Source organism: Ruminococcus sp. 5_1_39BFAA (genome assembly GCF_964240875.1).
Taxonomy (GTDB): domain Bacteria; phylum Bacillota; class Clostridia; order Lachnospirales; family Lachnospiraceae; genus Blautia_A.
Map to the genome: position 1 here is coordinate 1 of NZ_CAXSVO010000030.1, position 25,131 is coordinate 25,131.

The 25,131-nt window shown below is 46.6% G+C and carries 28 protein-coding genes; 2 read left to right on the plus strand and 26 right to left on the minus strand.

The window, feature by feature from the left end; genetic code table 11:
• The 12 genes from ACESZH_RS19965 to ACESZH_RS20020 form a co-directional block, all read right to left on the minus strand.
• On the minus strand, positions 1-181 hold a 181-nt coding region (locus ACESZH_RS19965), incomplete at its 3' end, for a hypothetical protein (RefSeq protein ID WP_373218623.1).
• A gap of 92 nt (positions 182-273) precedes the next feature.
• The gene (locus ACESZH_RS19970; RefSeq protein WP_373218625.1) at positions 274-840 is read right to left on the minus strand and encodes a hypothetical protein; all 567 of its coding nucleotides are present in this window, start codon (positions 838-840) and stop codon (positions 274-276) included.
• An 85-nt stretch (positions 841-925) separates the two neighbouring features.
• Positions 926-1,177: an AbrB/MazE/SpoVT family DNA-binding domain-containing protein gene (locus ACESZH_RS19975; protein WP_373218626.1), complete on the minus strand. Its 252-nt coding sequence runs from the start codon at positions 1,175-1,177 to the stop codon at positions 926-928.
• A 21-nt stretch (positions 1,178-1,198) separates the two neighbouring features.
• A complete protein-coding gene (locus tag ACESZH_RS19980; protein ID WP_342982220.1) occupies positions 1,199-1,579 on the minus strand; it encodes an addiction module toxin RelE in 381 nt (126 codons plus the stop codon).
• A 29-nt stretch (positions 1,580-1,608) separates the two neighbouring features.
• Positions 1,609-1,854 carry a hypothetical protein gene (locus tag ACESZH_RS19985; RefSeq protein WP_373218628.1) on the minus strand — a complete coding sequence of 82 codons (246 nt, stop codon included), beginning with the start codon at positions 1,852-1,854 and terminating at the stop codon, positions 1,609-1,611.
• Positions 1,847-2,287 carry a regulatory protein GemA gene (locus ACESZH_RS19990; RefSeq protein WP_343100560.1) on the minus strand — a complete coding sequence of 147 codons (441 nt, stop codon included), beginning with the start codon at positions 2,285-2,287 and terminating at the stop codon, positions 1,847-1,849. Before ACESZH_RS19990 ends, ACESZH_RS19985 begins: the two co-directional genes overlap by 8 nt.
• A gap of 1 nt (position 2,288) precedes the next feature.
• Positions 2,289-2,513, minus strand: coding sequence for a hypothetical protein (locus ACESZH_RS19995; RefSeq protein WP_373218630.1), 225 nt, complete (start codon positions 2,511-2,513; stop codon positions 2,289-2,291).
• 12 nt (positions 2,514-2,525) lie between these two features.
• Positions 2,526-2,768: a hypothetical protein gene (locus ACESZH_RS20000; RefSeq protein WP_373218632.1), complete on the minus strand. Its 243-nt coding sequence runs from the start codon at positions 2,766-2,768 to the stop codon at positions 2,526-2,528.
• A 13-nt stretch (positions 2,769-2,781) separates the two neighbouring features.
• Positions 2,782-3,822: an AAA family ATPase gene (locus ACESZH_RS20005; RefSeq protein ID WP_373218635.1), complete on the minus strand. Its 1,041-nt coding sequence runs from the start codon at positions 3,820-3,822 to the stop codon at positions 2,782-2,784.
• Positions 3,823-3,863: 41 nt separating this feature from the next.
• Positions 3,864-4,004, minus strand: coding sequence for a hypothetical protein (locus tag ACESZH_RS20010; protein WP_373218637.1), 141 nt, complete (start codon positions 4,002-4,004; stop codon positions 3,864-3,866).
• The gene (locus tag ACESZH_RS20015) at positions 4,005-6,131 is read right to left on the minus strand and encodes a Mu transposase C-terminal domain-containing protein (protein ID WP_373218639.1); all 2,127 of its coding nucleotides are present in this window, start codon (positions 6,129-6,131) and stop codon (positions 4,005-4,007) included.
• Positions 6,132-6,142: 11 nt separating this feature from the next.
• A complete protein-coding gene (locus tag ACESZH_RS20020; protein ID WP_373218640.1) occupies positions 6,143-6,364 on the minus strand; it encodes a helix-turn-helix domain-containing protein in 222 nt (73 codons plus the stop codon).
• Positions 6,365-6,427: 63 nt separating this feature from the next.
• Between ACESZH_RS20020 and ACESZH_RS20025 the strand changes: the two genes are divergently transcribed.
• Positions 6,428-6,982 carry a hypothetical protein gene (locus ACESZH_RS20025; RefSeq protein WP_373218642.1) on the plus strand — a complete coding sequence of 185 codons (555 nt, stop codon included), beginning with the start codon at positions 6,428-6,430 and terminating at the stop codon, positions 6,980-6,982.
• A gap of 6 nt (positions 6,983-6,988) precedes the next feature.
• Here the strand turns inward: ACESZH_RS20025 and ACESZH_RS20030 are convergent, their stop codons facing one another.
• From ACESZH_RS20030 to ACESZH_RS20040, 3 genes are read right to left on the minus strand one after another with little or no spacing between them, the layout of a single operon-like run.
• A complete protein-coding gene (locus ACESZH_RS20030) occupies positions 6,989-7,486 on the minus strand; it encodes a hypothetical protein (protein WP_373218643.1) in 498 nt (165 codons plus the stop codon).
• Between the two features lie 38 nt (positions 7,487-7,524).
• Positions 7,525-7,905 (minus strand): hypothetical protein, encoded by a 381-nt coding sequence (locus ACESZH_RS20035; protein WP_373218644.1) that lies wholly within the window; start codon positions 7,903-7,905, stop codon positions 7,525-7,527.
• A gap of 1 nt (position 7,906) precedes the next feature.
• Positions 7,907-8,089, minus strand: coding sequence for a hypothetical protein (locus tag ACESZH_RS20040; RefSeq protein WP_373218646.1), 183 nt, complete (start codon positions 8,087-8,089; stop codon positions 7,907-7,909).
• A 231-nt stretch (positions 8,090-8,320) separates the two neighbouring features.
• On the opposite strand from ACESZH_RS20040, the gene ACESZH_RS20045 reads away from it, so the two are divergent.
• Entirely contained in the window at positions 8,321-8,710 is a 390-nt protein-coding gene (locus ACESZH_RS20045; protein WP_373218648.1) for a helix-turn-helix domain-containing protein, read from the plus strand.
• A 600-nt stretch (positions 8,711-9,310) separates the two neighbouring features.
• Here ACESZH_RS20045 and ACESZH_RS20050 read toward each other — a convergent pair.
• The 11 genes from ACESZH_RS20050 to pelF all read right to left on the minus strand — a co-directional run bounded on the left by ACESZH_RS20050 (position 9,311) and on the right by pelF (position 25,126).
• Complete coding sequence (locus ACESZH_RS20050; RefSeq protein WP_373218649.1) at positions 9,311-11,524, minus strand: ATP-binding protein; 2,214 nt, start codon at positions 11,522-11,524, stop codon at positions 9,311-9,313.
• Complete coding sequence (locus ACESZH_RS20055) at positions 11,514-14,453, minus strand: response regulator (protein WP_373218650.1); 2,940 nt, start codon at positions 14,451-14,453, stop codon at positions 11,514-11,516. The genes ACESZH_RS20050 and ACESZH_RS20055 overlap by 11 nt, the downstream gene beginning before the upstream one ends.
• 5 nt (positions 14,454-14,458) lie before the next feature.
• Positions 14,459-14,815, minus strand: a complete 357-nt coding sequence (locus ACESZH_RS20060; RefSeq protein WP_373218652.1) for an Hpt domain-containing protein — start codon at positions 14,813-14,815, stop codon at positions 14,459-14,461.
• A 20-nt stretch (positions 14,816-14,835) separates the two neighbouring features.
• Positions 14,836-15,780 (minus strand): hypothetical protein, encoded by a 945-nt coding sequence (locus ACESZH_RS20065; RefSeq protein ID WP_373218653.1) that lies wholly within the window; start codon positions 15,778-15,780, stop codon positions 14,836-14,838.
• Positions 15,781-15,797: 17 nt separating this feature from the next.
• A complete protein-coding gene (locus ACESZH_RS20070; RefSeq protein WP_373218654.1) occupies positions 15,798-17,183 on the minus strand; it encodes a DUF4832 domain-containing protein in 1,386 nt (461 codons plus the stop codon).
• Entirely contained in the window at positions 17,176-17,859 is a 684-nt protein-coding gene (locus ACESZH_RS20075; protein WP_373218656.1) for a DUF4956 domain-containing protein, read from the minus strand. Before ACESZH_RS20075 ends, ACESZH_RS20070 begins: the two co-directional genes overlap by 8 nt.
• A complete protein-coding gene (locus ACESZH_RS20080) occupies positions 17,856-18,611 on the minus strand; it encodes a polyphosphate polymerase domain-containing protein (RefSeq protein WP_373218657.1) in 756 nt (251 codons plus the stop codon). The genes ACESZH_RS20075 and ACESZH_RS20080 overlap by 4 nt, the downstream gene beginning before the upstream one ends.
• A gap of 2 nt (positions 18,612-18,613) precedes the next feature.
• Positions 18,614-20,389 carry a CotH kinase family protein gene (locus tag ACESZH_RS20085; RefSeq protein ID WP_373218683.1) on the minus strand — a complete coding sequence of 592 codons (1,776 nt, stop codon included), beginning with the start codon at positions 20,387-20,389 and terminating at the stop codon, positions 18,614-18,616.
• 80 nt (positions 20,390-20,469) lie between these two features.
• Positions 20,470-22,251 carry a CotH kinase family protein gene (locus tag ACESZH_RS20090; protein ID WP_373218685.1) on the minus strand — a complete coding sequence of 594 codons (1,782 nt, stop codon included), beginning with the start codon at positions 22,249-22,251 and terminating at the stop codon, positions 20,470-20,472.
• Positions 22,252-22,253: 2 nt separating this feature from the next.
• On the minus strand, positions 22,254-23,726 hold the full coding sequence (gene pelG, locus ACESZH_RS20095) for an exopolysaccharide Pel transporter PelG (protein WP_373218658.1): 1,473 nt from the start codon (positions 23,724-23,726) through the stop codon (positions 22,254-22,256).
• Positions 23,714-25,126: a GT4 family glycosyltransferase PelF gene (pelF, locus tag ACESZH_RS20100; protein WP_373218659.1), complete on the minus strand. Its 1,413-nt coding sequence runs from the start codon at positions 25,124-25,126 to the stop codon at positions 23,714-23,716. The genes pelG and pelF overlap by 13 nt, the downstream gene beginning before the upstream one ends.
• Positions 25,127-25,131 lie beyond the last annotated feature (5 nt).

A 25,131-nucleotide genomic window follows, 5' to 3' on the forward strand; every position in this document is an offset into this window, starting at 1 on the left:
CCAGACTGCGCGGTCGATTATTTGAAAAGCGGAAAAATAATTTGCCGTTTGCGTCTCTCTCAATTCGCTGTCCAACAGCCAGCTCCCTGGTGTAATTTGCTTCCTGTCCCCAGATGCTGCACGCTCCCGGGTCTCCCTCGCCGTGTCCGGCGATCAAAAATAACTTTTTCTTTGCTGCCATTTTAATCATCCTTTCTTTCCGCCCATCCATACCAGTGTCACAAGCGTGACACATACGATCAGGATGTTTATTGTACTTGGTTCTATCATGTCCTAGTCCTCCGCCTTATAGTCCAGCCCGATGGCCAGGGAACTGTCTACCGTGATACACTTCTTCAGCTCTGTGATGGTGATGTCCAGCATATCGTCCGGCAGGTACTTCCGGATCAGCTCGCCTCTCTTGATCCGGTGGATGTAGTAGAGTTCTTCTTCCCAGGAATCCTCGGTCTTGAACACGGCATTCAGGGTCTTCCGGTCTTTCTCGAACTCCCCGGTCAGCTTCTTCAGCAGAAGCTTCCGCTGTTTCTCATCCGGGATGATGTGCAGCTGGTCCATCATATCCTCCAGGGACATCTCGAAGGTGTAGTCCCCGGTCGCAACCGACTTCAGCATGGTCTCAAACCCAGCAGTCAGCTTGTACTTGGTTTCCGTGGTCTCTGACACATTCTTCTTGTATACGCCTTCCGGAAGCCACTTCTGCAAGCGGTCCGGGTTGGTGAGATCCAGCTTCTGCTTGTCTGTGATGGAAGCACTGCCTCCGTCACCATAGAAGCGGATGTACTGCTGGTTGCGGTCGTCCATGATACTCACGCCCCTGGCCTGAAGTTCCGCTTTGTACATATCAATGCTCCTGGCGGTCTGGAGGCGGAGCTTGTCCAGCTGTACCAAGGCATCCACCAGCTGTCCGCTAGTCTGTGTTTTCAGATCAATCTTCATTGCCTTCTCCTTTCTGCTCCTGTGCCTTTTCAAGGCAGGAGACGCAGATCCCCTTTCCTTTCAGCTTCAGGACATCCTCATCCGTTCCGCAGAACGCGCACCGGATCTCCCTGGGACGCAGGATCAACGCCCCATCTTTCTCCTCCAGTTCAATCACATCCTTGGGCTGGAGCCCCATGCTCCGGCGCATCTGTACCGGGATGTTGACTGCCCCGTGGGTAGACATTTTCTTCTGCATCATGTTTGTGCTCCTTTCTGCTGGCTACTCTTCCAGCGTTTCCTTCAGATACTCATACAGCTCACCGGTGGTGTACCGATCCCGCCCTTCTTCCTTGAGCTTCGCTGTGAACTCCTGCATCTTCATAGCTACTTGCAACACCTTAGCCGCCCCGATCGCTTCCGGATGGACATTACCCTTATGGTCAACCCGTCCCATCACCCAGGAGACTGCCCTGGTAAGATAGATCCAGGAGTTTCCCTCTTCCGGCTCATTCCACTTGTTTTTGGTATTTTCTATGTAGTCCTTGCGGTTCAGGCGTTTCTTGACCGGCGGGATTACGCCTTTCTCTCTCAGTTCCTTCCGGATCTGTTTCATCTCTTCCTTTTCCCGCTTGGTCATTGGCTTGTATTTCTTCTTTGCCATTGTCTCTCCTTCCTTTTGCCCTCAGAAACCTATTCATCCCACAGTTCCCTCTCTGCCTGGTCGTCCATCAGCTTCTGCATAGCTGCCAGATGGATGTCCAGCATGGCGTCCTTCACGTCGTCTAGGCTTCTGCCCTGTTTCAGAGCCATCTCGCCCGCCAGGATCTGTATGATCCCGCAGGTGGTAGCAAGGTCTTCCAGGACGATCACTTCACCCTCGGCATCTATGCCGATCTTGCCGTTCTTCGCCCGAATCGTAACACGAAAATCATTCACTTCCCGCCGCCTCCTGTCTCTCGATCATCTTCTTCAGTGCCTCGATCAGGTTGCTGCACTGTTCATAATTCAGCCACTCGACCCTCTCCACCTTGAACATCCGGCGGATAAACCCGGAGAGCCGCTTCGGGTTGTCGTCCCAGCCCAGTTCCTTGGTCAGCATGTAGATCTTGCGTCTCTGGTTGTCCGTTGCGTTTCCGGTCATGCCGACTGGCCTCTTCCTCTTCCCGGATGCTGACTCCTTCATCTGTCCCAGGACGTAAGCCACACGCCTGCGTTCCGGTTCTGTCAGCTCCTTCAGGGAATCCTTGCCGGTCTGTGCCTGTACGACCAGGTGGAGCTCTTCGCTTCCCAGCTGAAGCTCCGGGGACTTTGCGATCCCCCACAGGGTCCGGATGGTCACTTTATGCTTCGGGATCCTCTTTCCTGCCATGTTATCTCCTTCCTGCGAATCGTCTTCTGCCTTCCTGTTCGGAAATGAAATCCGGAACGCTGATCTCGCCTGTGGTGGCGGCTCCTTCGTCGATGTGACTGGTGGCAAGCTGCACATGGCAGCCGCCGTCTTCCATCCTCGCCATTGTCTTGTAGAACGCTCTCACGATCGCTGACGCCTGCACGCCTGCGTTCTTTCCTCTGATGCTGATTGTAATATTCTCCATGATTTTTCCTCCCTATCTCAGCAAGTCTGACAGATCCATTCCCAGGTTCGACTCGTCCAGGTATTCATAAATCCCATCCAGGAAGTCCTCGTTATCGATTCCGGCTTTCTCCAACTGCTCGCAGAGGTCAATTTCCTCGCATCTCATTCCGGTATCTGTTCTCTTCCAGGTCTTGGAGACTGTCATTCCCAGGAAGCTCAAGCTCTCTGTATATCCGTTTTCGGTTGCTTCGATCTTATAGGTTAATCTTTTCATCCTCCTGCCCTCCTTACAGCATCATCATGCCGGATGCTTCCTGTACCATCTTCAGTGTGACCGTGTACTCCCCATGAGCTTTCATGACGCGGAGTACGTTGTTGATGGTACGGTCCAGGAGACGGAAGCAGCCTGTCCTTGCAGAGAAGGCTCTGACAGCCAGCTCTTCCGCTGCATCTTCCTTGATATCCCAGTCTTCCAGGTAGGACTTCAGCTCTGCCTTGTTCAGTCCGTGGAGCTTGTAGCAAAAGTCGATCCGGTTCGCGAAACGCTCCAGGACGGTCTTGATATCGCTTTCCAGTTTCGGCTCCCCTGCGATCACGATTCCGACGCTCGACTGGTCGAAGATACCACGGAGAATTTCCATCTTTGCGGCTGTGTACTTGTTGATCAGCTTGTCTGCCTCATCCACGATGATCAGATATCCTTCATTTGCGTTCAAAAAGTCACGGATCCGGTTCACGCGGCTCCAGATGGATCCGCTGGTGGATCTCGGCAATCCCAGTCCCAGCTCCAGAGCTGTCACCAGATCCTTGGTGCTCATAGTGTCGTCGCATTCCATGTAAGCAACCCTCGGCATCTTGGAATATTCCTTCAAAGCGTATGTCTTGCCGTATCCACTGCGTCCGATAATGATTCCCAGCCCCCGGTCATCCTGGCAGGACTGGCACACGGACAAAACACCAAGATAGTCACTGGATTCCAGGATCCGCTTCTTTTTCGGAAAATGTTTCTCCGGGGCTTCTTCCTGTTCTTTCCTTTCAAGCTCCGCTTTTACCCTCATTTTTTCCAGTTTCTTTTTCGCCTGCGGGTCATTCTCTAAAGCGTCCTTGTACTGCTCCTCTGTGTCCGCCAGGAACATATTCAGGATGCGTTCCACAGTCTCCGGATTGCTTCTGTATTTGCCGGATAAGTACTGGCTGATCATGGAGCGGCTGCATTTATACTGCACTCCGATCATCTGCTTGTTGATGCAAAGCACCCTAAGGCGCTCATTTACTTTTACCGCCAGGTCAGTGAGTGCTGCAGTTTCGTTTTTGACAGTTTCATTCATAATGTTACCTTCCCTTTCATCCGTTTTGACATTTATCCTGATCATTCATTCACTTTCATTGCGTCCACCAGTATCTCCAGGAGCATCACCGGGACTGCCACTGCGATCACTGCAAGCAGCATAATCCCCCATGTGACGGTCCGGATCAGTAGGCAGATACCGGAATAAAACATCTCTTTCATTTAAGCCTCCTGTGTCTGTCTCAGACGATCCAGTGCTTTCTGTGCCTGGGCATTCATATATTCACAGTTCTGGCGCTCCTGGCGGTTCTGCATTTCCTGCCGCATCTGTTTCCCGGTCTGCCTCCAGGTTTTGCTCTGGGGCATCTGAGTGACCTTGCTGGACTTCTTCGCAGAGCCCTCCATCTTCATGGTGAGGGCACCGATCACCTTATCCGCATTCTGCTGTCTGTCATTCAGTTCCTCGAACGGAATGCTTGCTTCCTCTGCAATCTTACGGTCTCGCCTGATCTGTGCGTTCTGCTGTCTGCGGTGCTCCTTCAGCGTCTCGTCAGATACCTTGCCAAACTGGAGAAGTTCATAGCTCTCAGCTGCGCAGATCGGACGTCCCTTCCTGTCATAGACATAGATCACGGATACATCGTCCGGATCATACTTCACATTTACCTTTTCACCTATGTGCGCCATCAGGTCTTGATCATTGTAATAGTATCCAAATCTTTCAATACCTGTGTTCCTTACCCTTGCATCCTCTGACTTCATCATGAGGATGGTAGCCTGACTCTTCGGCGGCGGTGCCATCTCGTAGCGGTCACCCTTCTCAAACAGATCGCCCGGTCTTGTATACTCCTCGCCAAATTTCCGCAGCTCGGAATGCACATACTTTGCATATTTTTCAAATTTCCACTGCGTCCACTTTTCGTAAAATTCTTCCAGTGTCATCAGCTTGCCCTGTCTGGCCATCTCTTTAATGTCCTTGTTCACCTTGTTTGCTGTGAAGGATCCAGTAAGGGTTCCGGTGTAACTTGTCACCCACTTGGTAAACTTCCTGCAAACAGTTCCAAAAAATCTCTCAATCTGCCCCTTGGTCCAGGGTTCATATGGCATTGAGATACGTACATCTTCTATGCCAATAGATCTGTAGAAGCCTCGCGCCATGTCATCAAAGGCTATTGAAAAATATTTATCTTTTTCTTCCTGATTATGCCTGTATTTACGTTCATAGCCAGTCATTTCCTCTGACGTATAGTCTTTTCCATTGTCAATGTACAAATATCTGGGAACACTTCCCGCATCGTGGTAGATCAGCTTCAGCAGGCTGGCCTTCAGCGTCTGGCTGTTCGCATCTTTACACATCACATCTCCCAGAATCATACGGGAACGGGTATCGATCCAGCAGACCAGTTTGGGTCTGATCGGAACGATATTTCCGTTTGGTGCCTTGTATGTAACCCAGCAGTCCAAGGTATGCTCATCACCCTGAATCATCTCCATCACCTGTAAGCCGGTCGTATCTCTGCGACGCTTGCACATAACTTTATTCTTATATTCCCTTATGCCATTTGCTACCAGGAAGTGGGCGTTCTTCATTCCTTCATCCTGCATGAGGAAGTTGATAAACCTTGCCACCGTCTGGTAGGATGGCATCTTCTTCCAGTGCTTCTGCTCGCAGATCACTTCCAGCTGCTCATACAGCATCTGTTTCGTCCCCCTGTTTCCGGCAAAATCCTTATCAAACCATATGTTCTTAATGGTCTGCTGGACTTCCGCTGACATAGACGGGAACTTTCCTACATCCTTCGGCTTCCTGCAAAGGCAGAGAACGCGAAAATACTCGTAGGAGCAGCCCTCTTCCTTCTCTTTTTTTTCCTGCCAGTAGAGTGCTTCGTTGTACGCCTTGATCATCCGGTACAGTGTTCGGTATTTCTTCCCCAAGTGCTTCTGTGCGTATTCCTCGGCAAACTCTGTGATATCACCGTATCTTCCGACGGTCTCCCGCAGGTACTGGCGTACCACGTTACCAAGCTCTACCGCCTGGTAATATTTCTCTTTGTACTGGCTCATATACCAGTCAATGTCTGTGTCCACATACCAGGGCTGATCTGTCTTCTGTTCTTCCTGGATGTCGCTACTGTCAGCTGCAAGGGCCTTCAGCCTCTCCTGCTCCCGGTAGGCATTGCGGGCCTGCTTGGAAAGGGAATTTACTTTTACAAGTGTAATATTCTTTCCCCCATTCCCTCTTGGCTCGTTACGAGTCTCTAATTTTCCACGCTGAGCTCTTTTTTTTGCAGTTTCGTAGCTCAGACCTTCCAATTTCGCCGCTTCTTCCAGGGTGATATATTCTTCCATATCTTCCCCTCCTAAGCCTGTTCCTGATATAGTTCTGGATTAATATCCAGTATGATACAAATAGGTCCAAGGTACTTGTTCCCGCTCCGAACCCCATGCATGATCCTGCTCAAGTAGAACGTCGTCGTCCCTAGTTTCTCCGCCAGCTCCACCTGGCTCATGTCCTTATCAATCAGCTTCTTCCTAATTTCCTTCCCCAGCGGAGTCAGCTTCCTATTCCCCTGTCCCGCCATATTATCACCCTCTTTTATTAATAATCTTTTTATGTTATACTCCTTAAAAAGGAGGTTCCCAAAATGCCACGAAGTAAATACGATACAACTCATCCGCATGCATCAACGATCCGATCTATTGCAAACCTTAAACATCCTTGTATGGATGTCATCTATGATTTCAAAGTAATTTATCCACTTTTATATGAATGGTTTCAAGATGACCTGACTCCTGAATATGCACAGACTTTTATGGACAAATACAATGAAATAAAGGATATCCCTGTCGTTCTTTCCAATAGAAGCAGATTGTATATTGTAACTGGTATGAGATATGTTCCATTAGCCCTTTTCAACATGGATGAATCCATTCTTAACAACATTCAGCATAGTGTTGACGATTTCCCTTATGTACTGTCCGATCCAGGTTACTATATCTGTGATGCAGGCTGTGATCCTTCTCATTCTATTTCCCTTTTTATTTTCAAGGGAAATGAATTGGTATTTGACTACGACCGCATTCCCCTCACTCTACTGATTCATCTTTTACAGGCATTTCCAAAAGAAAACCAAATCAATACAGCTTGTGTCCGCCAAGATTTCTATGCTAAACCAAGGCGAAACTCTGATTGTAATTGATTGTTATCATTCCAGAGCGTCCTCATCCTCTACCGGGACGCTCTGCATAACTGCAAAATTAAAGCATCCCTGTTCATCATTGGTAAAGCTGAAAGGTAAGTTTTCCGGGATATGACGGATCCAGGATATCATCTTCTCATAAGATTCTTCACTGTCATCCTCCGCCTGTTTAATCAGTGATAAGAACATATCTTTCATCATTTCATACATACGCCACAAACTCATGTAACTGCTTCTACTCATTGTCCTAGCTTTTTTCTTTTTGGGGACATCATGTTTTACTTCTTGCTCCATTTCTGTTTTAAGATCCAGTCGGTTGCGATAAGCATAATAGATTTTATTAAGCACTTCTTCCATATCAATATAATTACAATATGCATCATGTTCAGAAACATCTTCGTCCGAATGTGATTCTAAATATTTCTCCGCAGCATTATGGCTCATCATTGCAGCCAAATTAATTGCGCCTATCTCTTTTTCATTTAACGCTATTTCAAGCTTCATTTATCGCACTCTCCTTTACTCGAATATTTAATTTTCAATTATTTATTCCTTATACTCCTTTCCACTGCATCTGTTCGGTCCGAATAGTATCGGTTCTGTGTTGCCTTCTCTGCCTTCCTTACATTCCCCAGCAGCTGCTCCAGCGATTTCAGTACTCTAGCGTTTTCTTTCGCCCATCCACAAATCGGATCCAATTCACTGATCGCATCTTTCGCAGCCCTCCGGTTCTGTCTGACTTCCTTCAGTGTCTTTGATAACCTCGCCATGTCGTGGTAGGAATCGTCGTGTAGCTCCAGACGGTGCAGAATGTCCTGCGTCTCGCTGTCTGCTTCTGACTGCTTCATTCTTGCCACGTCGTACTCGATCTGTGCCTCCCTCATGAAGTCCAGGAACGCGGATATGTATTCACTTCGTTTCATTTCATTCACCTGCTTTTGAGAGCCTGCGGATCTTTGGCTTGCCTCCGATCTTCTTCAGAGACATCCGACTGACCACTTCCATGTACTCTGTGGTATTCTTAATCACCAGCCAGTTATCCGGCTGCAGTCCATGTGACTTCATAATCAGCTTCTGCTGCAATGTTGGTCTCTTACCGTTTTTCATGCCATTCTCCTTTCTATATTTGCACTTCATTTAATAAGACTGTTCTCCCTTTCAGATCAGGGCTGATTCCCACGAACGTGGGGATTTAGAAAAAATTGGATGTTTTCTTGATGTGTTTGTGTTATAGTGTTTTTGGTTAATTTGTTACCCTGAAATCATAATATCACAACAAGGATATTTAGTCAACACATTTTATCACGAAAGTGATATTTTAAAAATTCGGAGGTTTTTATGTGTAACATGATTGGACATAGAATAAAAGAACGACGCAAAGAGCTTAAGCTTACGCAGGTTCAAATTAAAGAATTATGCGGTATTTCTAATGGAAATCTAAGTGATTTTGAAAATGGAAATAAAACACCGTCAGCTAATTCATTAGTTGCTTTATCCAAAGCGCTCCAAGTATCCACAGATTGGATTTTAACCGGAGAAAATCACAGAGGGGATATCTCAGATGTGATATTATCTGAATATGAAAATAATTTATTAGAACTCTTCAGAGAGCTCGATTCAAACGATCAAGAAGAAATTTTGGACATTATAAAAATAAAAATAAACCGGAAGAAGCGTCTCACAAAATTATCAAATTCAGGGGACACAGCGACATCTGAAATTGCTTAATTTTTTCCCTTTTTTGGGTAACTTATTGCCCTTTTTTTGTCCCTTTGGTGCACCCTTGGTTTTTCCGCAAAAAAAAGGCTAAAAACCGCATAAACACGCCAATGGGACAGCTTTTTGAGCATGTGCAGATTTTGTCCCTTTGAACATGTAACGTTTTTATTGCATTTTCATTCTTTTTGCGGTTTCTGTCTCAACTTTATAACGCAATATGTAACGCTAAGAAACGCCCATTTTATGCGGCTTTCGTGAACTATTTGCCAAATTAAAAATAACGTTATAACGCGCTGTTATAACGTCGCAAACATTTCCCTGTTACAGCGGACATGTTAAAGAGTTCCTGGCGATCAAATCACCTTACTTTATTCAATACAGCTCAAAGAAAGAGCCGGAAAGTCGCATAAACACTGACTTTCTGGCTCTTTTATGGATAACTTTCTTTTTTGTTCTTAAAAATCAGCGTTTTTCTCAGAATACGTGTCAAACCTCGTCCCACCTCATTTCATAAACTCGCTGAATCCCTTGATTTTTCGGGGTTTCCCACCATTTCCCGGTCTTCCTCAGTTCGTCTCTTCGTTTCTGATGGTTTTGACATCTATTCTGTTAGAGTACAGCAAATTCATCGGCATTCTCATGAGCATTCTCCAGTCTCTCGATAGCCGCATCTCCGCTAAATACGCCCTCCGCATACATACCGATGCTGTTCAGGATCTCACAGGTGTTGTGGCACGCGTCCTCCTCATCATCTGCTACCAGCACATGCAGCTCCTTCAGGCATTCCGTATTCTCCTCCTGAACATCCTGGAGCTTCAGATATACCATTACCGTAAACCTTGAGCCTACTCCCGGTTCACTTTCAATCTGGATGTCTCCGTTCATCATGCGGACAATATTTCTGGCAATGGACATGCCAAGTCCTGTTCCCTCAGTGGTTTTCTTACTGTTTTCTGCACGGGAAAAAGGTTCAAAGATCCTGTTCAAAAATTCCTTATCCATACCAATGCCGGTATCTTCAAAAATGAATTCGTAGCATCCGCTTCCCGGTATGTGGGATGGTTTTTCATGAATGGAAAAGGAAATCGTTCCTCCCTCCGGTGTAAATTTCACAGAATTTCCCATGATATTTACAAATACCTGCTGCAGCCGCAGCGGATCTCCGATCACCCCTTCGTGAGTGATATGGGCAACGCTGACTTTAAGCTGCTGTTTTTTTGCCTGGATCTGGGGATGTATGATCGCCAGCAGACTCTCCACAGCCTGCGACATCTCAAATTCCTCCACAGACAGGGAAACTCTTCCGCTTTCAATCTTTGACATATCCAGTACGTCGTTTATCAGCGCCAGTAAATGGCGGCTGGAAAGCGTGATCTTGTTCAGGCAGTCCATCAGACGTTCTTTGTCATCAATATTCATGGCTGCAACTGCTGTCATACCCATGATGGCATTCATAGGCGTGCGGATGTCATGGGACATATGGGAAAGAAAGTCGCTTTTTGCATGGTTTGCCTCATCTGCTGCCTCGAAAGCATCTTTCAGGGCAATCCTGTTTCGGAGCTCATTCTCCTTTAGTGCTGTCACATCCTGAATTGCAAGCAAAATATGCTTGGGAATGTCATCCTCTCTCCTCAGGCACAAAATAGACATATTTTCCCACTTCTGCCCGTTCCGCTGTATGCGGTATTCATACTGCAGATATTGGGTATCCGCGTTCAGATGGGTCTGGATGTACTCCCTGGTAATGGCATATGTCATATCCACACCATCTTCATCCTTCACATACCTATCGGTCAAGTAATCCACCAGTTCTGAATACCTTCCCTTCTGGTCAAGCTCTTCTTCTTTGCTTTTCAGATATGCGTAGGTATCTTTTTCCAGGTCTACAACCACAAAGCGGTCAAATAGCTGTGTCACTCCGCTTACAATCTGGGACATTTCCTGTTTTTCCGATACCAGCTTTTTCTTCTGATTCCATCTTGCCAGAAGCAGGCATGCAATATAGATTCCAAATGCCACGGTCAGTTCCACTTCAAGCTCTATCCCGGCACCGTTTGCCCTGTCAAGCATAGCATCGGTAACTGCAGACGGAAATGTCTGCAACAGTATCAGATCACAGTTGGGAATACCCGTAAGGTAAGCATTTCCGGTGCCCTGTGTGCCCACATACTCATATCCGTAGGAGCCATGCTCCTCAAAGGTCTTCTTTATTTCTGCATACTGTTCTTCGGAGACCTTCATCGTCTCCGGAAATGATTCCAGCATATTCTCCGGCGCACTGTCAGCACCGCTGAACACGATAACCGTTCCATCGCTTCTGCACAGGTAATTTTTTGCCTGGGTGCCGAAAAACTCCGTGGAAAGAATCTCCTTCAGTCTTTCTTTGCAATACATTCCGCTTAATACGCCGAAAATTTCCCCCTTGCACCGCAGCGGTGCACTGAAGATCAGATTTGACACATCGGAGCTTTCTCCTCCGGCAGTGGTATTCGTTCCGTCTTCATCCTGAAATTCAATATAATCAAAAAGGGAATTATCCTGCATTTCCTTTAGCTGTTGTCTGTCAACCTCCGGCTCTTCCAATGATTCTCCATACAGATACGCCATGATTCCGATCGTATCTCTTGCCGCAGTCAGTACATCGTCGATCCGTTCTGCTACCTGCATGGTGGAATCCTGGACATAGTTGGCATTCTGCTCAACAATACGCTGATTATTCTTTTTTGTAAAAATGACAAATGCTATCACGATGAAAGCAACGAGGACGCCTGCAAAAATAATCTCCCAGAGTATTTTCCGATTATTTTGATGTTCAGCCTGCATCTTCTTCACCTCCCAGCCACTTTTCCAGACATTCCATCAGCCGCTCCACATCCAGAGGTTTCGCAAGATGTTCATTCATACCTGCGCTCTTACTCTGCTGCCGGTCTTCCGCAAAAGCATTTGCAGTCATGGCAATGATCGGGATGCTGATCGCATCCTTACGTGGAAGCCGCCGTATTGCAGCGGTCGCTTCATATCCGTTCATAACCGGCATTTGAATGTCCATAAGTATCATGTCGTAATAATTTTCAGGCATTTTTTCAAAACATTCCAATGCTTTTTTTCCATCCTCCACGCTTTCCACCGTAACTCCGGTTTCACCGATGATCTCTTCCGCTATTTCCCGATTCAGTTCGTTATCCTCTGCCAGCAGTATCCGTTTTCCAACCAGTGATGCTCCGGGAACCAGATTCATTTTCAGATTCTCCTGTTCCTGCCCACATTCTGCGATCTGATGAAACAGGTATACAAGACGGGACTTGAATAATGGTTTCGAAATGAATCCGCTCACCCCGGCATGACGCGCTTCTTCCTCAACATTGCTCCAGTCATAGGCTGACAGGATAATGATCGGTACATCCGGACCCACTTTCCTGCGTATTGCCCGTGCTGTCTCAATGCCATCCATACCCGGCATTTTCCAGTCCAGGATTACGGCAAAATAATCCTGTCCGTTTTCATGCTGTTCCCATACCCGCTTCACAGCATCTTTTCCGTTCAGAACATATTCGCCCTTCATTCCAATATTCTCCAGAATGAGACACGTCATCTCACTTGCCGTTCTATCGTCATCCGCCACCAGAACAGGCAGGTTCACAAATCTTTCCATATTGGGCGCTGTTGTTTCCGAAAGCCGGAAGGACAGCATAACCACAAACTGTGAACCTTTTCCAAGTTCACTCTCAACTGTGATATCTCCATTCATCCCTCGCGCGATATTTCTTGCAATTGCCAGCCCCAAACCGGTTCCCTCAATCTTACTGACCAGATAATTCTCTGCGCGACTGAAGGGTTCAAACATCTTTTCCTGAAACTCCCTGCTCATTCCGATTCCATTGTCCCGGAAAATAAATTCGTAACATCCATAACCGTATGTATTGCAGGGTTTCTCGTGAATTTCCATCTCAATGCTTCCGCCCGGGGGTGTGTATTTCACCGCGTTTCCCAATATGTTCATAAAAATCTGCTGTATCCGCATAGAATCCCCGATCACATCCTCATGCTCCACATTGGCGATCCGCACATTAAAATTGTGATTTTTCTCCTGTATGGAGGGCCGGATCATAGTCACAAGATTTTCGATCAGGTCAGATAAATTGATTTCCTCCTCTGCCAGCTCTATTTTTCCGGACTCTATCTTACTCATATCCAGCACTTCATTGACAAGCGCTAAAAGATGCTTACTGGAAACCGTGATCTTGCTCAGGCAGTCTGCCACCCTCTCCCGATCGTCCAGATACTTGGCTGCGATTGCCGTCATTCCGATAATGGCATTCATAGGAGTCCGGATATCATGGCTCATCCTTGACATAAACTCACTTTTTGACGCATTAGCGCGGTTTGCCACCTCGCAGGCCTCCTTCAGTGCCTGCTGCTCCTTTTCTTCCTTTAATTTGCTTTCCGTTACATCCTGTGCCACATACAACACCTGCTTCGGCCTGCCGTCACTGGTAGTCTCAGCTAATATCATAGTGGCACGGATCCATGCTCTCTGGTTATTTTGATCCGGTACCTTACGATATTCAAAAGCAATCAGGGGATGTTCCGGACTCAGCGTATCCCGCAGTTTCTCGCTGTCCACCCATTCCAGATATTCCTCCCTGTCATCCGGGTGTACAAAGTGCTCCGCATACATCCGAAATGCCTGCATACAATTTTTCTCATCCTTTAAAACATTGCCCACTTCTGTCTTCTGCGTCACAGAGCGGAAGGTATCCTTCTCAAGATTTATATAGTACGTAGCAAAAAACATACTGCTCAAGCTGTTGATGATTGAGGCTTTTTCCAGAACGTCCCTGCGCACATGCTCTTCCTTCTGTTTTTTATCCGTGATATCATACCCCAGTATGTTTATAACCGTTTTATTTCCCTGTTTTATATAAAGCACCTGCTCCTCCACCCATGTTACAGGGGAGGTCAGGTACCGGAATTCACATATCTCTTCTTTAAAGCTGTCTACGCTTTCCGCCCTTTTCCGAAGGTTCTCAAGCAAAAACATATCCTGGAAGCGCTCTTTATCTTCTTCTGCAACATACTGGTCCAGCGCTCTCTGAATATAGTATCTGTAATCTCCTTCCACTCGTCTGCCCGGATTGTTCTCTCTAAGATAAATTCTCTCGCACATTCCGGTTTCCAGGTCTACAATGCTTAGCATGCTGTATCTTGTCCGGATAATGGCTGCCATCCGCCTGTCATTCCAACTGCGTTCCATATCCTTCTTTGTCTGTTCATCCACATCCTGAAAGGTCAGGATCGCATATCCGCCCTGCCTCTTGTTTTCTTTGAAAAAAGCAGTTATGGATATGTATCTCCATTTACCCCGCAGCAGCGCCCTGCACACCAGATTCCTCTTCTTTTCCTGGTTCTTCCATGCACTCCTCATTGCATCCAGAGAAAATTTATTATAAAATTCCCTCTGGTCTTCCGGTGCTATGTAACTGATCCCCTTTTCCTGAAAAATATTATCCCATAAAAAACTCTTTGTCTGTACCACGCTTTTGACCAGCTCTGTGGTCTGTACAATGCTGACTCCTCCGCTTTGGAAATCAACCACATAAATAGCAAAATTCGTCTCACCCAGTGAATTGATGATTTCCTGGTTCCGGATGTTGGTTTCTTCCCTTTCCAGTTCTTCCTCATCCACCTTGACAATATCAAAGCTGTTTGCGCTTAGATCCCCCCGCAGCATTTCATATTGTTTTGCTTTCATATCCCTTAACCCTCAAGTTTTTTGATACACTCCACCGTCTGCCTGTAGTCTTCCTTTACCTGGGCCAGCACTGGCTCGATATCCTCTCCGTACTCCTGACGGTTCCTGAGCATTTCTGCCAAAAGGCTTGATGATGTACCCAGCCTGCTTAAAGAAAGATTCTGGCATATTCCTTTCATTGTGTGGGCGGCACGAAATGCCTCCTCCATATTCCGGTCCGATATGGACTGGCATAATAATTCATAGCTTTTATCATCCGGCACTCTAAGCAAAAATTTCCGGATCCGTTCCTCTGTTCTGAGCCGTCCTGCCACACCTTCGTAATCGGCTCCCATCTGATCATAACATTCCCTGATCGTCATATCGCTGTCTTCCTCACGGCTTATTCTTCGCCGTCTTTCCTTTCCGGAGCATCCTTTTCAAGATTTTCCAATTCTTCCTCTTTTATTTCTCCCTTTGCCAGCAGTTTATAATGCTCGCCTGCCCAATAATCGTCCAGACGAACCGGCATGGTATCCACCATACAATTCATGTCCGTGTAAACGTGGTACAGACTTTCCTCAATTCTTTTCACCTCTTTCATATAATGGGTGATCTTATGTTTAGCCGCAAAAAGCTGTATTCCTTTGCTCTCCAGCTCAGCATTCATTCTTTCGGCTACTTCTTTTTCATAGTTTTTAATGTCCTCTTGGGCCTTTTCCAGAATCTTCTCAGCCTTTTTACGAGCATCTTCTTCTATCATTGCTGCATTTTTCCTTGCATCCTCCAGAACCTTGGAGATTGCTTCCAGCTCAAGCTCATCTCTGTCAGCTCTCACAGGCTGCTCTTTTTCCGGTTCTTTCGTCTTCTTCTCCTGAATATCCTTCAGTTTTTCTGAACTCTGATCCAGATTCTTCTGTACATTTCCTAATTCCTCTTCCTTCTCCCCGAGTTCCTTCTGGATATTCTCCAGCTCACTGTCTCTTTGACGTAATTCTTCATCTTTTTGCTCCAGCTCACTGTCTTTCTGACGTAATTCTTCCGCCTTTTGCTCCAGCTCACTGTCTTTTTGACGTACTTCTTCTGCCTTTTGCACAAGCTCACTGTCTTTTTGACGCAGCTCCTCTTCCTTTTGCTCCAACTCGCTTTTCAGGCGCTGAAGCTCGCCTTCATCCACCTGCGCTGTCTCGGCATTTTGCTCCATGCTGCGGATCAGATCATTTTTTTCTTTCTGATGGAGCACCTTGATCGACTCGATATCATTTTCCAGAGATCTGATATACTCCATGACATCCTCTTTATTGTATCCGCCAAACAGTGCCACTCTGAACATATCATTTTTCGGCATAACGACCACCCTTTCTTTTACTCATCATAAGTATAGATAATTTGAACATTTCCTGTTTTCTCCACATCCATAGCTAGCTGGATATGTTCCTTTTCATTAGGACTGGTAATCCCGATTCCAATCTGAAAGCCCTGACGGAACAGATCCGTAAAAGGGATATGGGATTCTGTCACAAGTTCTTCTCCCGGCATAAGCTCAGACAGTGAAAAATCAATGCTTTCCCAGTACTTCAGCTCCCCGGATTTATTATATACATACATCGTCACAGGCCAATCCCAGTAAATGGGCGCCAGCCCCGTGTTCTCCCAGGTCAGAAAAACGTCAAGCTGGTTGTCTGCAAAAGAAAACTGCGTGCGCAGCTCTGAAATATAGAACCGGTATCCAAGCCTGTCAAGCAGGGATAATGCTGCGCTGCTTTCCCGCTCTTCGCCCTGCGGACAGTTGGGACCTATGAATGTCATATGTGTTTTCTGTATCAGACTCAATGTTTCCTGGAAGCGGTCATCCAAAAGCTCCTCCATTGAATACTCGCTGGTCATCTCTCCGCCTACCGGTCCGGTTTCCCAGAAGTTCTCAATGGGCACATACTCCAGCTCCTCGCCGCTTGTCTCATAGCTGCCCCCGTTGTTGATCCAGTCCAGCCATTCCTCCGTATCCTCTTTATGTCCTGTCATATCATTGTACAAGCCCAGACCGCCGTCCGAAACCATCACATAGTTTCTCCGCATCAGGAGCTGAACGTTATGAAAGTTGTCGGAATAATCCAAAACATACTGCCAGCAGGTATCTGCATCCGGCAGATCCTGTACACCTTCGTCCGTATTGGTATGCCACTCTCCCCAATGCCCCAGGCTTCCAAGCTCTACATACGCTACAAATTCATCCTTGTTGCAATATTCCGCCAGCACTTTGATCGCCTTGGCATGGCGCTCCTGGAAGAAGCGGTTGCTGTAATCCGGAGAATAGCCTGCACCGTACGCCATCTCATAATATGAACCGTCCTTTGTTTTCTGATAAAGCCAGTCCGGTATATCCTTATGCTTCTCCTCACCAGGAATATCACAGATAAAACGAAGAACTGCATGCTTATTCTCTTTTTTCCACTTTTCTATATGAAACTTTTCCTCCAGCGCCTCGATATCATAAGTATCCTGTTTTGGCTCCCATTCAGCCCAGGTGAGTCCGATGTAAACCAGATTATTCTTTTCCCCTTCCTCCTCATTTTCTGCCGGAGCAGCAAAACCGATCAGGGGATTTTCCAGTAATTCGTTCGACTCCTCATAGGCCACTGTCCGGTTCAGATTGTACCGGTAAGGCAGAATGTATAACAGCAGACCTGCGATTGCCAAACCCAGCACCACGATCAGCACGTACGGAATTTTCGAACTGATTCTTTTATCCATGATACTCTCCATTGTACTGAATCAGGGTAACATCCCTTACCCCTTCAATTGCCTTCATATTCTCCAAAAACAGCGTATTGTTGCTGCGGCAAAGCACCTCCATGGTCAGCTCCGTCACGTTGTTCCGGATGGTTTTTGATTTAAGCTGATGCTTCATCTTGCCAAGGCTTCGGATGATCTGATCCCCCGCAGTCTCTGAATCATAATGCGCCACCAGAATATAGATCGCTCCTCTTTTTTTCTTATTATAAAATATATGGATGACGATCATCATTACAAAGAACGTGATCACTGCCAGCACATAAAGACCAGCTCCAATGGTGATTCCCTCTGAGATAGCCCAGAAAAGATACAAAAGATCCATGGGATCTTTGATCGCAGTACGATATCTGACGATGGACAGCGCACCTACCATACCAAGGGAGATAATAACATTGCTGCTGATCGCCAATGTCAGCATACTTGTCAGCACCGTCATACCCACCAGCGTAACCGCAAAGGAGTTTGAAAAAACCACACCCCCGAAATAATGCCCGTACACCTTGTAGATCAGGATACCCAGCACAACGGACAGCACCATGGAAATAATAACGGTGACCACAAAATCACTGGTCAGGCCCTGACTGCCGGCAAAGGACTCCCACACAGACTTTTTAAAATAATCCTGCAAATTCATCTCTTCATTCCTCCTGTTTGTTTTGATATTCCTGCCATTACATCTGTCAGGTGATGCGCCCGCTCATAGCATAACGTATACTTGGATACTGCCAGAAACTCCAGCCCGTTTAAAGGCAGAAGCTTATGGATCAGACCGGGCAGAAACTCCGTAAATTTTACTTCCAGCACCAGTTTATCCGGCTCCAGAACGTCAAGGGTAGGAAGGTCCGGATCAAAAATATCAAAGCTGGAGATTGCCGCCCTGACATCGCTGTCAAAAGTGATCCTCACATCTCCTTCCTTCAAGATCAACGGCTCACGCTCATAATCCACGATCACCTTGGGTCTGTACAGGTTTACCATACACTCGTAATAAAATTCCTGACAAAGAGGATGCCGATGATGAAGCAAAAAGCTGTAATCCCCTTCCATAATCCTGTCAAACTCTTCCCGCGTAATGCTTGCGGAATCCTTGTGAATATAGCTTTGCTGCTTCATCTTTCGCTCAAGCTTGATCCGTGAGTCATTATAATTATAAATACGTATCCTCCACTTCTGCCTGTCCCCTACGCCCATCATCTTTTCCTCGTAGGCGGAATTCCAGTAGTCGTCAAAATACAGACTCCGTATCATGTATTTTCCATCCACCGCATAGGGATCTGTTTCCATAAAGGGTAACAGTCTCTCCCTCAGAAGCCTGGCTTCCCACAGGGAAATAAAATACTTCCACTCATTGCGGTACTGCTGGGGTTTTCGATAAAATCCTTCCATAATCATTCGTCCTCATAATAATAAGATACCGCAATGCTTCCGTCCTCCAGCACATAAAAGCACTGAACGCTGTAAACGGTGGTTCCCTGTTCTGTACGGTAATATTCATAAGCATCCTGTGAGTAACCGCTGCCGGAATCCGCCCGTACCCGCACAAAATACTGTCCGGGCGCAAGAGAATCGACTGCCAGTGAGGTTTCGCTCACATTTGTCTCACTCACAAGCGGATCCGCAAAAGAATAGGTATCGGACAACTCTACCGTATATGTGACATCTCCCCCGAACACCCAGGAAGCTTCCCACCGCAGGTTCAACTGGCTTCCCCGGATCTGGGGTTCCAGAATATGGAATGGCCATGGCTGCCCCAGGCTTTCTTTATATGCCCGGTAATTATCTTCTACCTCACCTGCAAGCCCGTCCGCCAAAAGTTCATAATCCGCTTCCGATACCCTTGCATACATCCGATCCGGAAGGCTGTACAAATACGGCTTCACCAGAGCCTTATATGCCTGGGCTTTTTCGTTGATACGATCCGCAGTAAGATAATCCTGTTTCAGATCCTCCACGGCCTGATCCAGCATGTTTCTGCATTCCTTATCCTTCAGAAGACGGCTGAAAAGCGCTGCATCCGTATAAGTAAAAATGCCTGCATTCCATGAGCTTTCGTAGCTTTCATCCTGCATTCTCTTATAGGCTTCCGAGAAAGCGCCGTCATTGTCCCAGGAAATTATGTACCATTTTTCCATCATACTCGGACTGTACAGATAATAATTTCCGGTTCCATCCTCTTTATTTCCAGTAAGTATCTGGAATGCCATCCAATAGTAAAGATTATCCTGGTCAAAATACTTGTCGATCACCTCACCGATGGGTATGGTATCGTCATTTACAGCAGTCAGCAGATCGATCAGCTTTGTGTGATCATCACTGCCCTTGATTTCCAGATACTGTTCAAAAAGCTGTGCATCAAAGTTACTGTCCGTAGCCAGCACAATACTGTCCTCATGCCGTCCCCAGTCAAAATCCTCTGCTTTATACAACTGCCCGCCATTGTCAAAATCATGGTTTTTCAGATACGTCTTGTTGATCTGCTCCACCTGGGTATACAACCCGTAATCCTGAAACAGCCCATTCTCTCCCTCTGTCTTGTCCTTTACATACAGATGGACAAAGCTGGTACGCACACTGATGATCTGATCCACATCCTGCATAAGGGAATATGCAAGCTTATTGTGAAAGCGAGTTGGATCGGAAAAGTCTTTGTTCAGGATCACAGTTTTTTGTCCCTCCCATTTTCCCTTTCCATCTTTAATGTCAATCCGATAGCTTTTCTGCTGCCGGGCCGATGCTCCGCTTCCCCGAAGCCGCACAGTGGCATTGGCGGCCAGCTCACCGTAGCCGAACTCTCCCTTCAGCGGCCCCTCTTCGTCTCCCGCCTGCAGTACCGCTTCACACATATACGGCTGTATATTGTTTTCTTCATAATAATCAACAGAATACGCATTGACTTCCTTCCAGGTATGATTTGTTCCGTCATCCGCATTTCCCTGCCCCACAGTAAGGTACATGGTTGTAACCTCACTGTCATATTCCTCTTTGTAGAGAGAATCCTTGTCTCTCAGCGTATAATCCTGAGCCGAAGCCTTTTCATATGTTTCATCCGGACTCACAAGTGTACCTGTCCCGGAGCCGTCACTGTCTCCGCAGCCTGCCAGCAAAGATACTGCCAGAACGAACATGATCCATCCGGCTTTCTTTCTCCTGCCGCCTTTCATCATCGACCTCACTTACCTTTCCTTATTCCTGAAGAGCTTCTGTCTCTTCGTCTGTCTCGCTGTTTTCCGTCACATCAGATTCTCTATTCCTCATTCAAATTCTCAGCTATGGTTCCATCCTCTGTCACTAAAAAGCTTCTGCAGCCGTAAGTTTTTCCGTAATCCGTAGAGTAATAATCATAACAATCCTGCTCATAGCCTGATTCATCCCTTGCTCTGACCCGTATGAAATACTGCCCCGGCGGAAGGATATCCGTGGTTGTTCCCGTCAGCCGAAGCCCGTCTTCACTGGCAATCACATTGGTGAATTCATAGTCTGTGGCAAGAACGAAGCTGTAAGTAATCTCTTCATTATTATAATCATACGAAGCATCCCACACAAACTCAAGCTTCCCATTGCGTTTCTCCGGAAGTCCTACATAAAACGGCCAGGGTTTATTTAGGCTTTCCAGATAATACTGGTAATTGGTTTCAAGTTCTTTCGACATCGCATCGGTAACGAGATCATATTCTTCCTCATCTACTTTTGCATACTCTAAATCCGGCTCACTGTACACATAGGGCTTTACAACCGCCCGGTAGCTCTCTATCTTCGCCCTCACCTTTTCCTCTGTCAGATAATTCGTTCGCAGATCCTGAATGGCATCGTCCAACCCCTTTCGATATTTTTCCACCTTCAGCATTCTGTTAAAAATAATAAGGTTGGAAAACATGGAGATTCCCTGTTCCCAGGACTCACCATCCGAGTAATTTTTAAGCTCTTTATATTTCCTGGCAAACGAGCTATCATTATCCCAGGAGATAAAGTACCATTTTTCCGAATTGAGCGGACTGTAAAGGTAAAGATTTCGGGCGCCTACGTCCATATTTCCGATCAATATCTGAAAGCCCATCCAATAGAAGACATTATCCAGGTCAAAGTGCTTTTCCACAATTTCATCAATAGGTATGGTGTAATCATTTACCTCCTCCAAAAGCTCATGGAGCTTTGTGTGGTCATCGCTTCCCTTGATCTCAATATACCGCTCAAACGCCTTCTCATTATAATCCGAGTCTGTTGACAGCTTCATAACATCGTCATATAAGTACCACTCGAAAAAGTTGACCTTATACATCTGCCCTTTGTTATCCAAACCATGGTTTTTCAGATAAGTTTTATTCATCTGCTCTACCTGGGTGTACAGTCCGTAATCCTCAAATTCTCCGCTGCCCCCTTCTGTCTCGTCCTTTACATACAGATGCACGAACTGGGTCCGGGCGCTCATCATCTGAGGGATTTCTTTCATCAGGTCATACGCCAGCTTATTCCGGAATCTGCTGGGCTCACCCACATGCTTGTTCAGCGCAATGGTTCTCTGCTCTCTCCAGCTTCCCTTTCCTTCCTTGATGCGGATCTTATAGTTTTTCTGCTGTGATCTGGAGGATGTCTGTCCCCGCACCTGGACTGCCGCATTGGGCACTGTCTCTCCATAGCCAAATTCCCCTTCCACCGGACCGTTTTCATCGCCCACTTGGAGAATAGCGTCCACATTGTAACGTGGGACCCCCATCTCCTCATAATCGTAGTTTGAATGGGAGTTGATCTCTGTCCATGTATGGTTCGTATTGTCGCCTTCATTTCCGGAGCTTACAGTCAGATACATTGTCACCACAGAGGTTTCGTCATCCTCAGCATATAAAGCTTTATTATCCGTGAGGGGCGCTTCTTCCAACGTTTCCTTTGCCGCATAATCTCCCTCACGCTTTACCTCAATTTCTTCCGATACCTCTGCCGCCGCACTTTCCCCGGGACTTTTACAGCCCGTGCATGCCAAAAGAAAAAAAGTCATACAAAATATGGTCAATACTCGTATTTCCATGTTCATTTTCAATTCTTATTCGCCTCCAAACGCTTTTGTTCACGAGCCTCAAGGCGGTCACAAAGTGCTGCGAACACTCCCGTCTCCTGATTTGCCACAACCGCCTGTCTGCACAGCAAGAAATAGGGAAGACGCCTGGTATACCACTCCAGCCTGAGCCAGACGATCACATAAAATGCAAGTCCGCCTGCCAGAAAGCCAAGTCCGAAATAATTAGTATCCCCAAAAAGGATCTGCAGTATGGTACACACCACACTGACCAACGCATAGGCAAAGGTGCCCAGCCAGGCTCCTGTATAATCCTCAAAATAGAGCAGAATCAGCATAATGGAATTGCTGATGGCATAAATTCCGTAGCCTGCACACAGGAACCGGTAAATGGATGTAGACAGGTCATTCATGCCTACCGGAAGCCAATCCAGCGCAAAGCTTCCGAACACCACAAAGATTACGGTGGAGATCAACTGCTTATGTCCGCTGAAGGTCAGCTCCTTCTTCAGCACCTCCAGCATCTCCTCCTCTGCCTGTTCAATATCCCTGATGGAGCCGTTGTCATTAAACAAGCTGTAATATGTTCTGTATTTTGGATAAAATGCCACCTCCACAGAGGTAACAAAATTAATCGTCGTAACAAGAATAGATAAAAACGCAAATAAGGCGGGGACATCATAGGCCGGCGCTCCATAAAACAATCCTTCTACTTGAACCCGAAGAGGTCCAAAATACATGATAATCAAATGGGCAAACAACCCTATATTTACAAACCCGCCAGTAAAAGCCAAGGACCGGTAGCGGTCAAACCACCGGAGGAAAAAGAATTTGCTGCCATCGCTTTTTGGGAAATAATCCAGCAGCAGCTTATAGTACCACACCATCATGATCCCATATGCCACGATCACGCAGAGCATCAGACTGACCACACTGACCCATCCAATGATAACCAGAACCAAAGCCAGAAAGAATCCAAACATCAGAGAAACGCAGAAGGCAAGCACAATTGCCTTATAATCCTTCAGCGCAGTCAGATAAACCATTTCCATCCATACCACGATAAGCACAAGTGAAAACCAGAGGCACACAAGCTGATAGGAAAGGGGTACCCCGGAAAAAAACAGGAAAACCGCATAAGCGACTCCGCCTATAACCAGCATGATCGAACAACTGCCGTAAAAAGATGGCATGATCCTGGACAGTTTTTCTTCATACAGCATGTCAGCTACATAACGGGTTGTCGCCATATTAAACCAACTGGTAATACTTAGGGAGACCAGCAGGCTGTATGTAAGCATACAGTTCATAAGCTCCCGATCGTGCTGGGACATACCTGCGATCCTTGCCACCAGCGCCATTCCCACCAACAGAATGACGCCCAGGATCATAGGTCCTGCACAGATGATCCCCGCATACCCGTAAGCCCTGCACAGAGCAAAAAAACCTTTCTTTTTAAATAGACGCTTTAAACTGAATCCTATGCCTGCCATCTTCTGAATACCTCGTCATATGCATCCAAGTAATTTTTTATCATGTACTCGTGGCGAAAATAACGTTCCACCCTTTTTTTTGCCACAATCCCCATCTGGTATCTTTCCTCCGGCCTTGTGCACATCAGCTCCATTGCATCACAGATAGCCGTTCTGTGCATAGGCGGAACGCAATAACCGGCGATTCCAAGATCATCACCTGTCATACCTGCGATCAATTCCTTGCAGCAGCCTACGTCTGTGGTCACACAGGGACGCCCGGCTGCAAAGGATTCCAGCACAGCCAGCGGCTGCCCTTCTGAAATGCTGGTCAGTATGGTAAAATCAAAATTCTGCATATATTCCAAAACATTAACTGTACCTGTAAAGATCAGATCATTTACCTTTAGCTGCTCTGCCAGAGCATAACACTCCTTTGCATATTCCTCATCATCCTCCGGACCTGCAATATAAAGCCGTGCATTGGGAACCCTTGTTTTCAGCTCCGCAAAGGCGTAAATCATAGTTTTTACATCCTTGATCGGCGCGATTCTTAAAACAGCTCCGATATCCACATATCCATTCTCTTTTTTCGGGGGAATATCCACAAAACGATTAAAATGGACACCGTTTCCAATAAACCTGCACTTCTCACGGGCACACCCCATCTCGATCTGCGTCTCCATAGCCCTCTCAAAAAGACTGGTTACCATAGTCGCCCCGTCATATGCACCCGCGGACAGCATATAAAAGAAACGCACCCAGAACCTTTTAAAGGCAGGAACTACCCATTTTGCACGGATAATCTCCTCCTCGCGCTCACGGGTATAGATGCCATGCTCCGTGATCATATAGGGCACTTTATAGAGATAGCTTCCAAGCCGTGCCAGAATCCCGCTGTAGCCTGTAGCGATTGAGTGATAAATGTCTGCCTTAGGGACATCCTCCTGCATTATGTACAGCACCGGCAGCAGCATGGAGCGCACGGTGTGAAAGAGATCGGAAAATGCCGTGTACGGGTATTCTTCATGACAGATCTTCATCAGGATTTCCAGGAATTCCTCGCTGGTCAAAAATGCCAGCGGAGATATCTTCTGGTCATGATACATGTGGAATAAAACTTCCCAATTCGGTCTGCGGCAGTTGATAAATTCCCGCAGCTCCTGCATCTCTTTCTCATTGAATTTATACTTTTGTTTGGAAAATCCCATGGTCAGCGCATCATTCAGAAAGATCTCCCTTACCTCCACAACATTTTCCGGAAGATTGTATTTAAATTTACCTCTGTCCTCTGATGAAGCTCCTACTGCCCATACTACAAACTCATGCTGCGGCATAGCCTGCATATATTGATGGATCCATGTGGATACGCCGCCTGTTACATAGGGATAGCAACCTTCCAAAATTACGCAGATTCTCATACTGT

Coding starts and splice junctions, on each gene's coding strand:
- ACESZH_RS19970 (WP_373218625.1), bottom strand. CDS start 840: ATGTACAAAGCGGAACTTCAGGCCAGGGGCGTGAGTATCATGGACGAC.
- ACESZH_RS19975 (WP_373218626.1), bottom strand. CDS start 1,177: ATGATGCAGAAGAAAATGTCTACCCACGGGGCAGTCAACATCCCGGTA.
- ACESZH_RS19980 (WP_342982220.1), bottom strand. CDS start 1,579: ATGGCAAAGAAGAAATACAAGCCAATGACCAAGCGGGAAAAGGAAGAG.
- ACESZH_RS19990 (WP_343100560.1), bottom strand. CDS start 2,287: ATGGCAGGAAAGAGGATCCCGAAGCATAAAGTGACCATCCGGACCCTG.
- ACESZH_RS19995 (WP_373218630.1), bottom strand. CDS start 2,513: ATGGAGAATATTACAATCAGCATCAGAGGAAAGAACGCAGGCGTGCAG.
- ACESZH_RS20000 (WP_373218632.1), bottom strand. CDS start 2,768: ATGAAAAGATTAACCTATAAGATCGAAGCAACCGAAAACGGATATACA.
- ACESZH_RS20005 (WP_373218635.1), bottom strand. CDS start 3,822: ATGAATGAAACTGTCAAAAACGAAACTGCAGCACTCACTGACCTGGCG.
- ACESZH_RS20010 (WP_373218637.1), bottom strand. CDS start 4,004: ATGAAAGAGATGTTTTATTCCGGTATCTGCCTACTGATCCGGACCGTC.
- ACESZH_RS20015 (WP_373218639.1), bottom strand. CDS start 6,131: ATGGAAGAATATATCACCCTGGAAGAAGCGGCGAAATTGGAAGGTCTG.
- ACESZH_RS20020 (WP_373218640.1), bottom strand. CDS start 6,364: ATGGCGGGACAGGGGAATAGGAAGCTGACTCCGCTGGGGAAGGAAATT.
- ACESZH_RS20025 (WP_373218642.1), top strand. CDS start 6,428: ATGCCACGAAGTAAATACGATACAACTCATCCGCATGCATCAACGATC.
- ACESZH_RS20030 (WP_373218643.1), bottom strand. CDS start 7,486: ATGAAGCTTGAAATAGCGTTAAATGAAAAAGAGATAGGCGCAATTAAT.
- ACESZH_RS20035 (WP_373218644.1), bottom strand. CDS start 7,905: ATGAAACGAAGTGAATACATATCCGCGTTCCTGGACTTCATGAGGGAG.
- ACESZH_RS20040 (WP_373218646.1), bottom strand. CDS start 8,089: ATGAAAAACGGTAAGAGACCAACATTGCAGCAGAAGCTGATTATGAAG.
- ACESZH_RS20045 (WP_373218648.1), top strand. CDS start 8,321: ATGTGTAACATGATTGGACATAGAATAAAAGAACGACGCAAAGAGCTT.
- ACESZH_RS20050 (WP_373218649.1), bottom strand. CDS start 11,524: ATGCAGGCTGAACATCAAAATAATCGGAAAATACTCTGGGAGATTATT.
- ACESZH_RS20055 (WP_373218650.1), bottom strand. CDS start 14,453: ATGAAAGCAAAACAATATGAAATGCTGCGGGGGGATCTAAGCGCAAAC.
- ACESZH_RS20060 (WP_373218652.1), bottom strand. CDS start 14,815: ATGACGATCAGGGAATGTTATGATCAGATGGGAGCCGATTACGAAGGT.
- ACESZH_RS20065 (WP_373218653.1), bottom strand. CDS start 15,780: ATGCCGAAAAATGATATGTTCAGAGTGGCACTGTTTGGCGGATACAAT.
- ACESZH_RS20070 (WP_373218654.1), bottom strand. CDS start 17,183: ATGGATAAAAGAATCAGTTCGAAAATTCCGTACGTGCTGATCGTGGTG.
- ACESZH_RS20075 (WP_373218656.1), bottom strand. CDS start 17,859: ATGAATTTGCAGGATTATTTTAAAAAGTCTGTGTGGGAGTCCTTTGCC.
- ACESZH_RS20080 (WP_373218657.1), bottom strand. CDS start 18,611: ATGGAAGGATTTTATCGAAAACCCCAGCAGTACCGCAATGAGTGGAAG.
- ACESZH_RS20085 (WP_373218683.1), bottom strand. CDS start 20,389: ATGATGAAAGGCGGCAGGAGAAAGAAAGCCGGATGGATCATGTTCGTT.
- ACESZH_RS20090 (WP_373218685.1), bottom strand. CDS start 22,251: ATGAACATGGAAATACGAGTATTGACCATATTTTGTATGACTTTTTTT.
- pelG (WP_373218658.1), bottom strand. CDS start 23,726: ATGGCAGGCATAGGATTCAGTTTAAAGCGTCTATTTAAAAAGAAAGGT.
- pelF (WP_373218659.1), bottom strand. CDS start 25,126: ATGAGAATCTGCGTAATTTTGGAAGGTTGCTATCCCTATGTAACAGGC.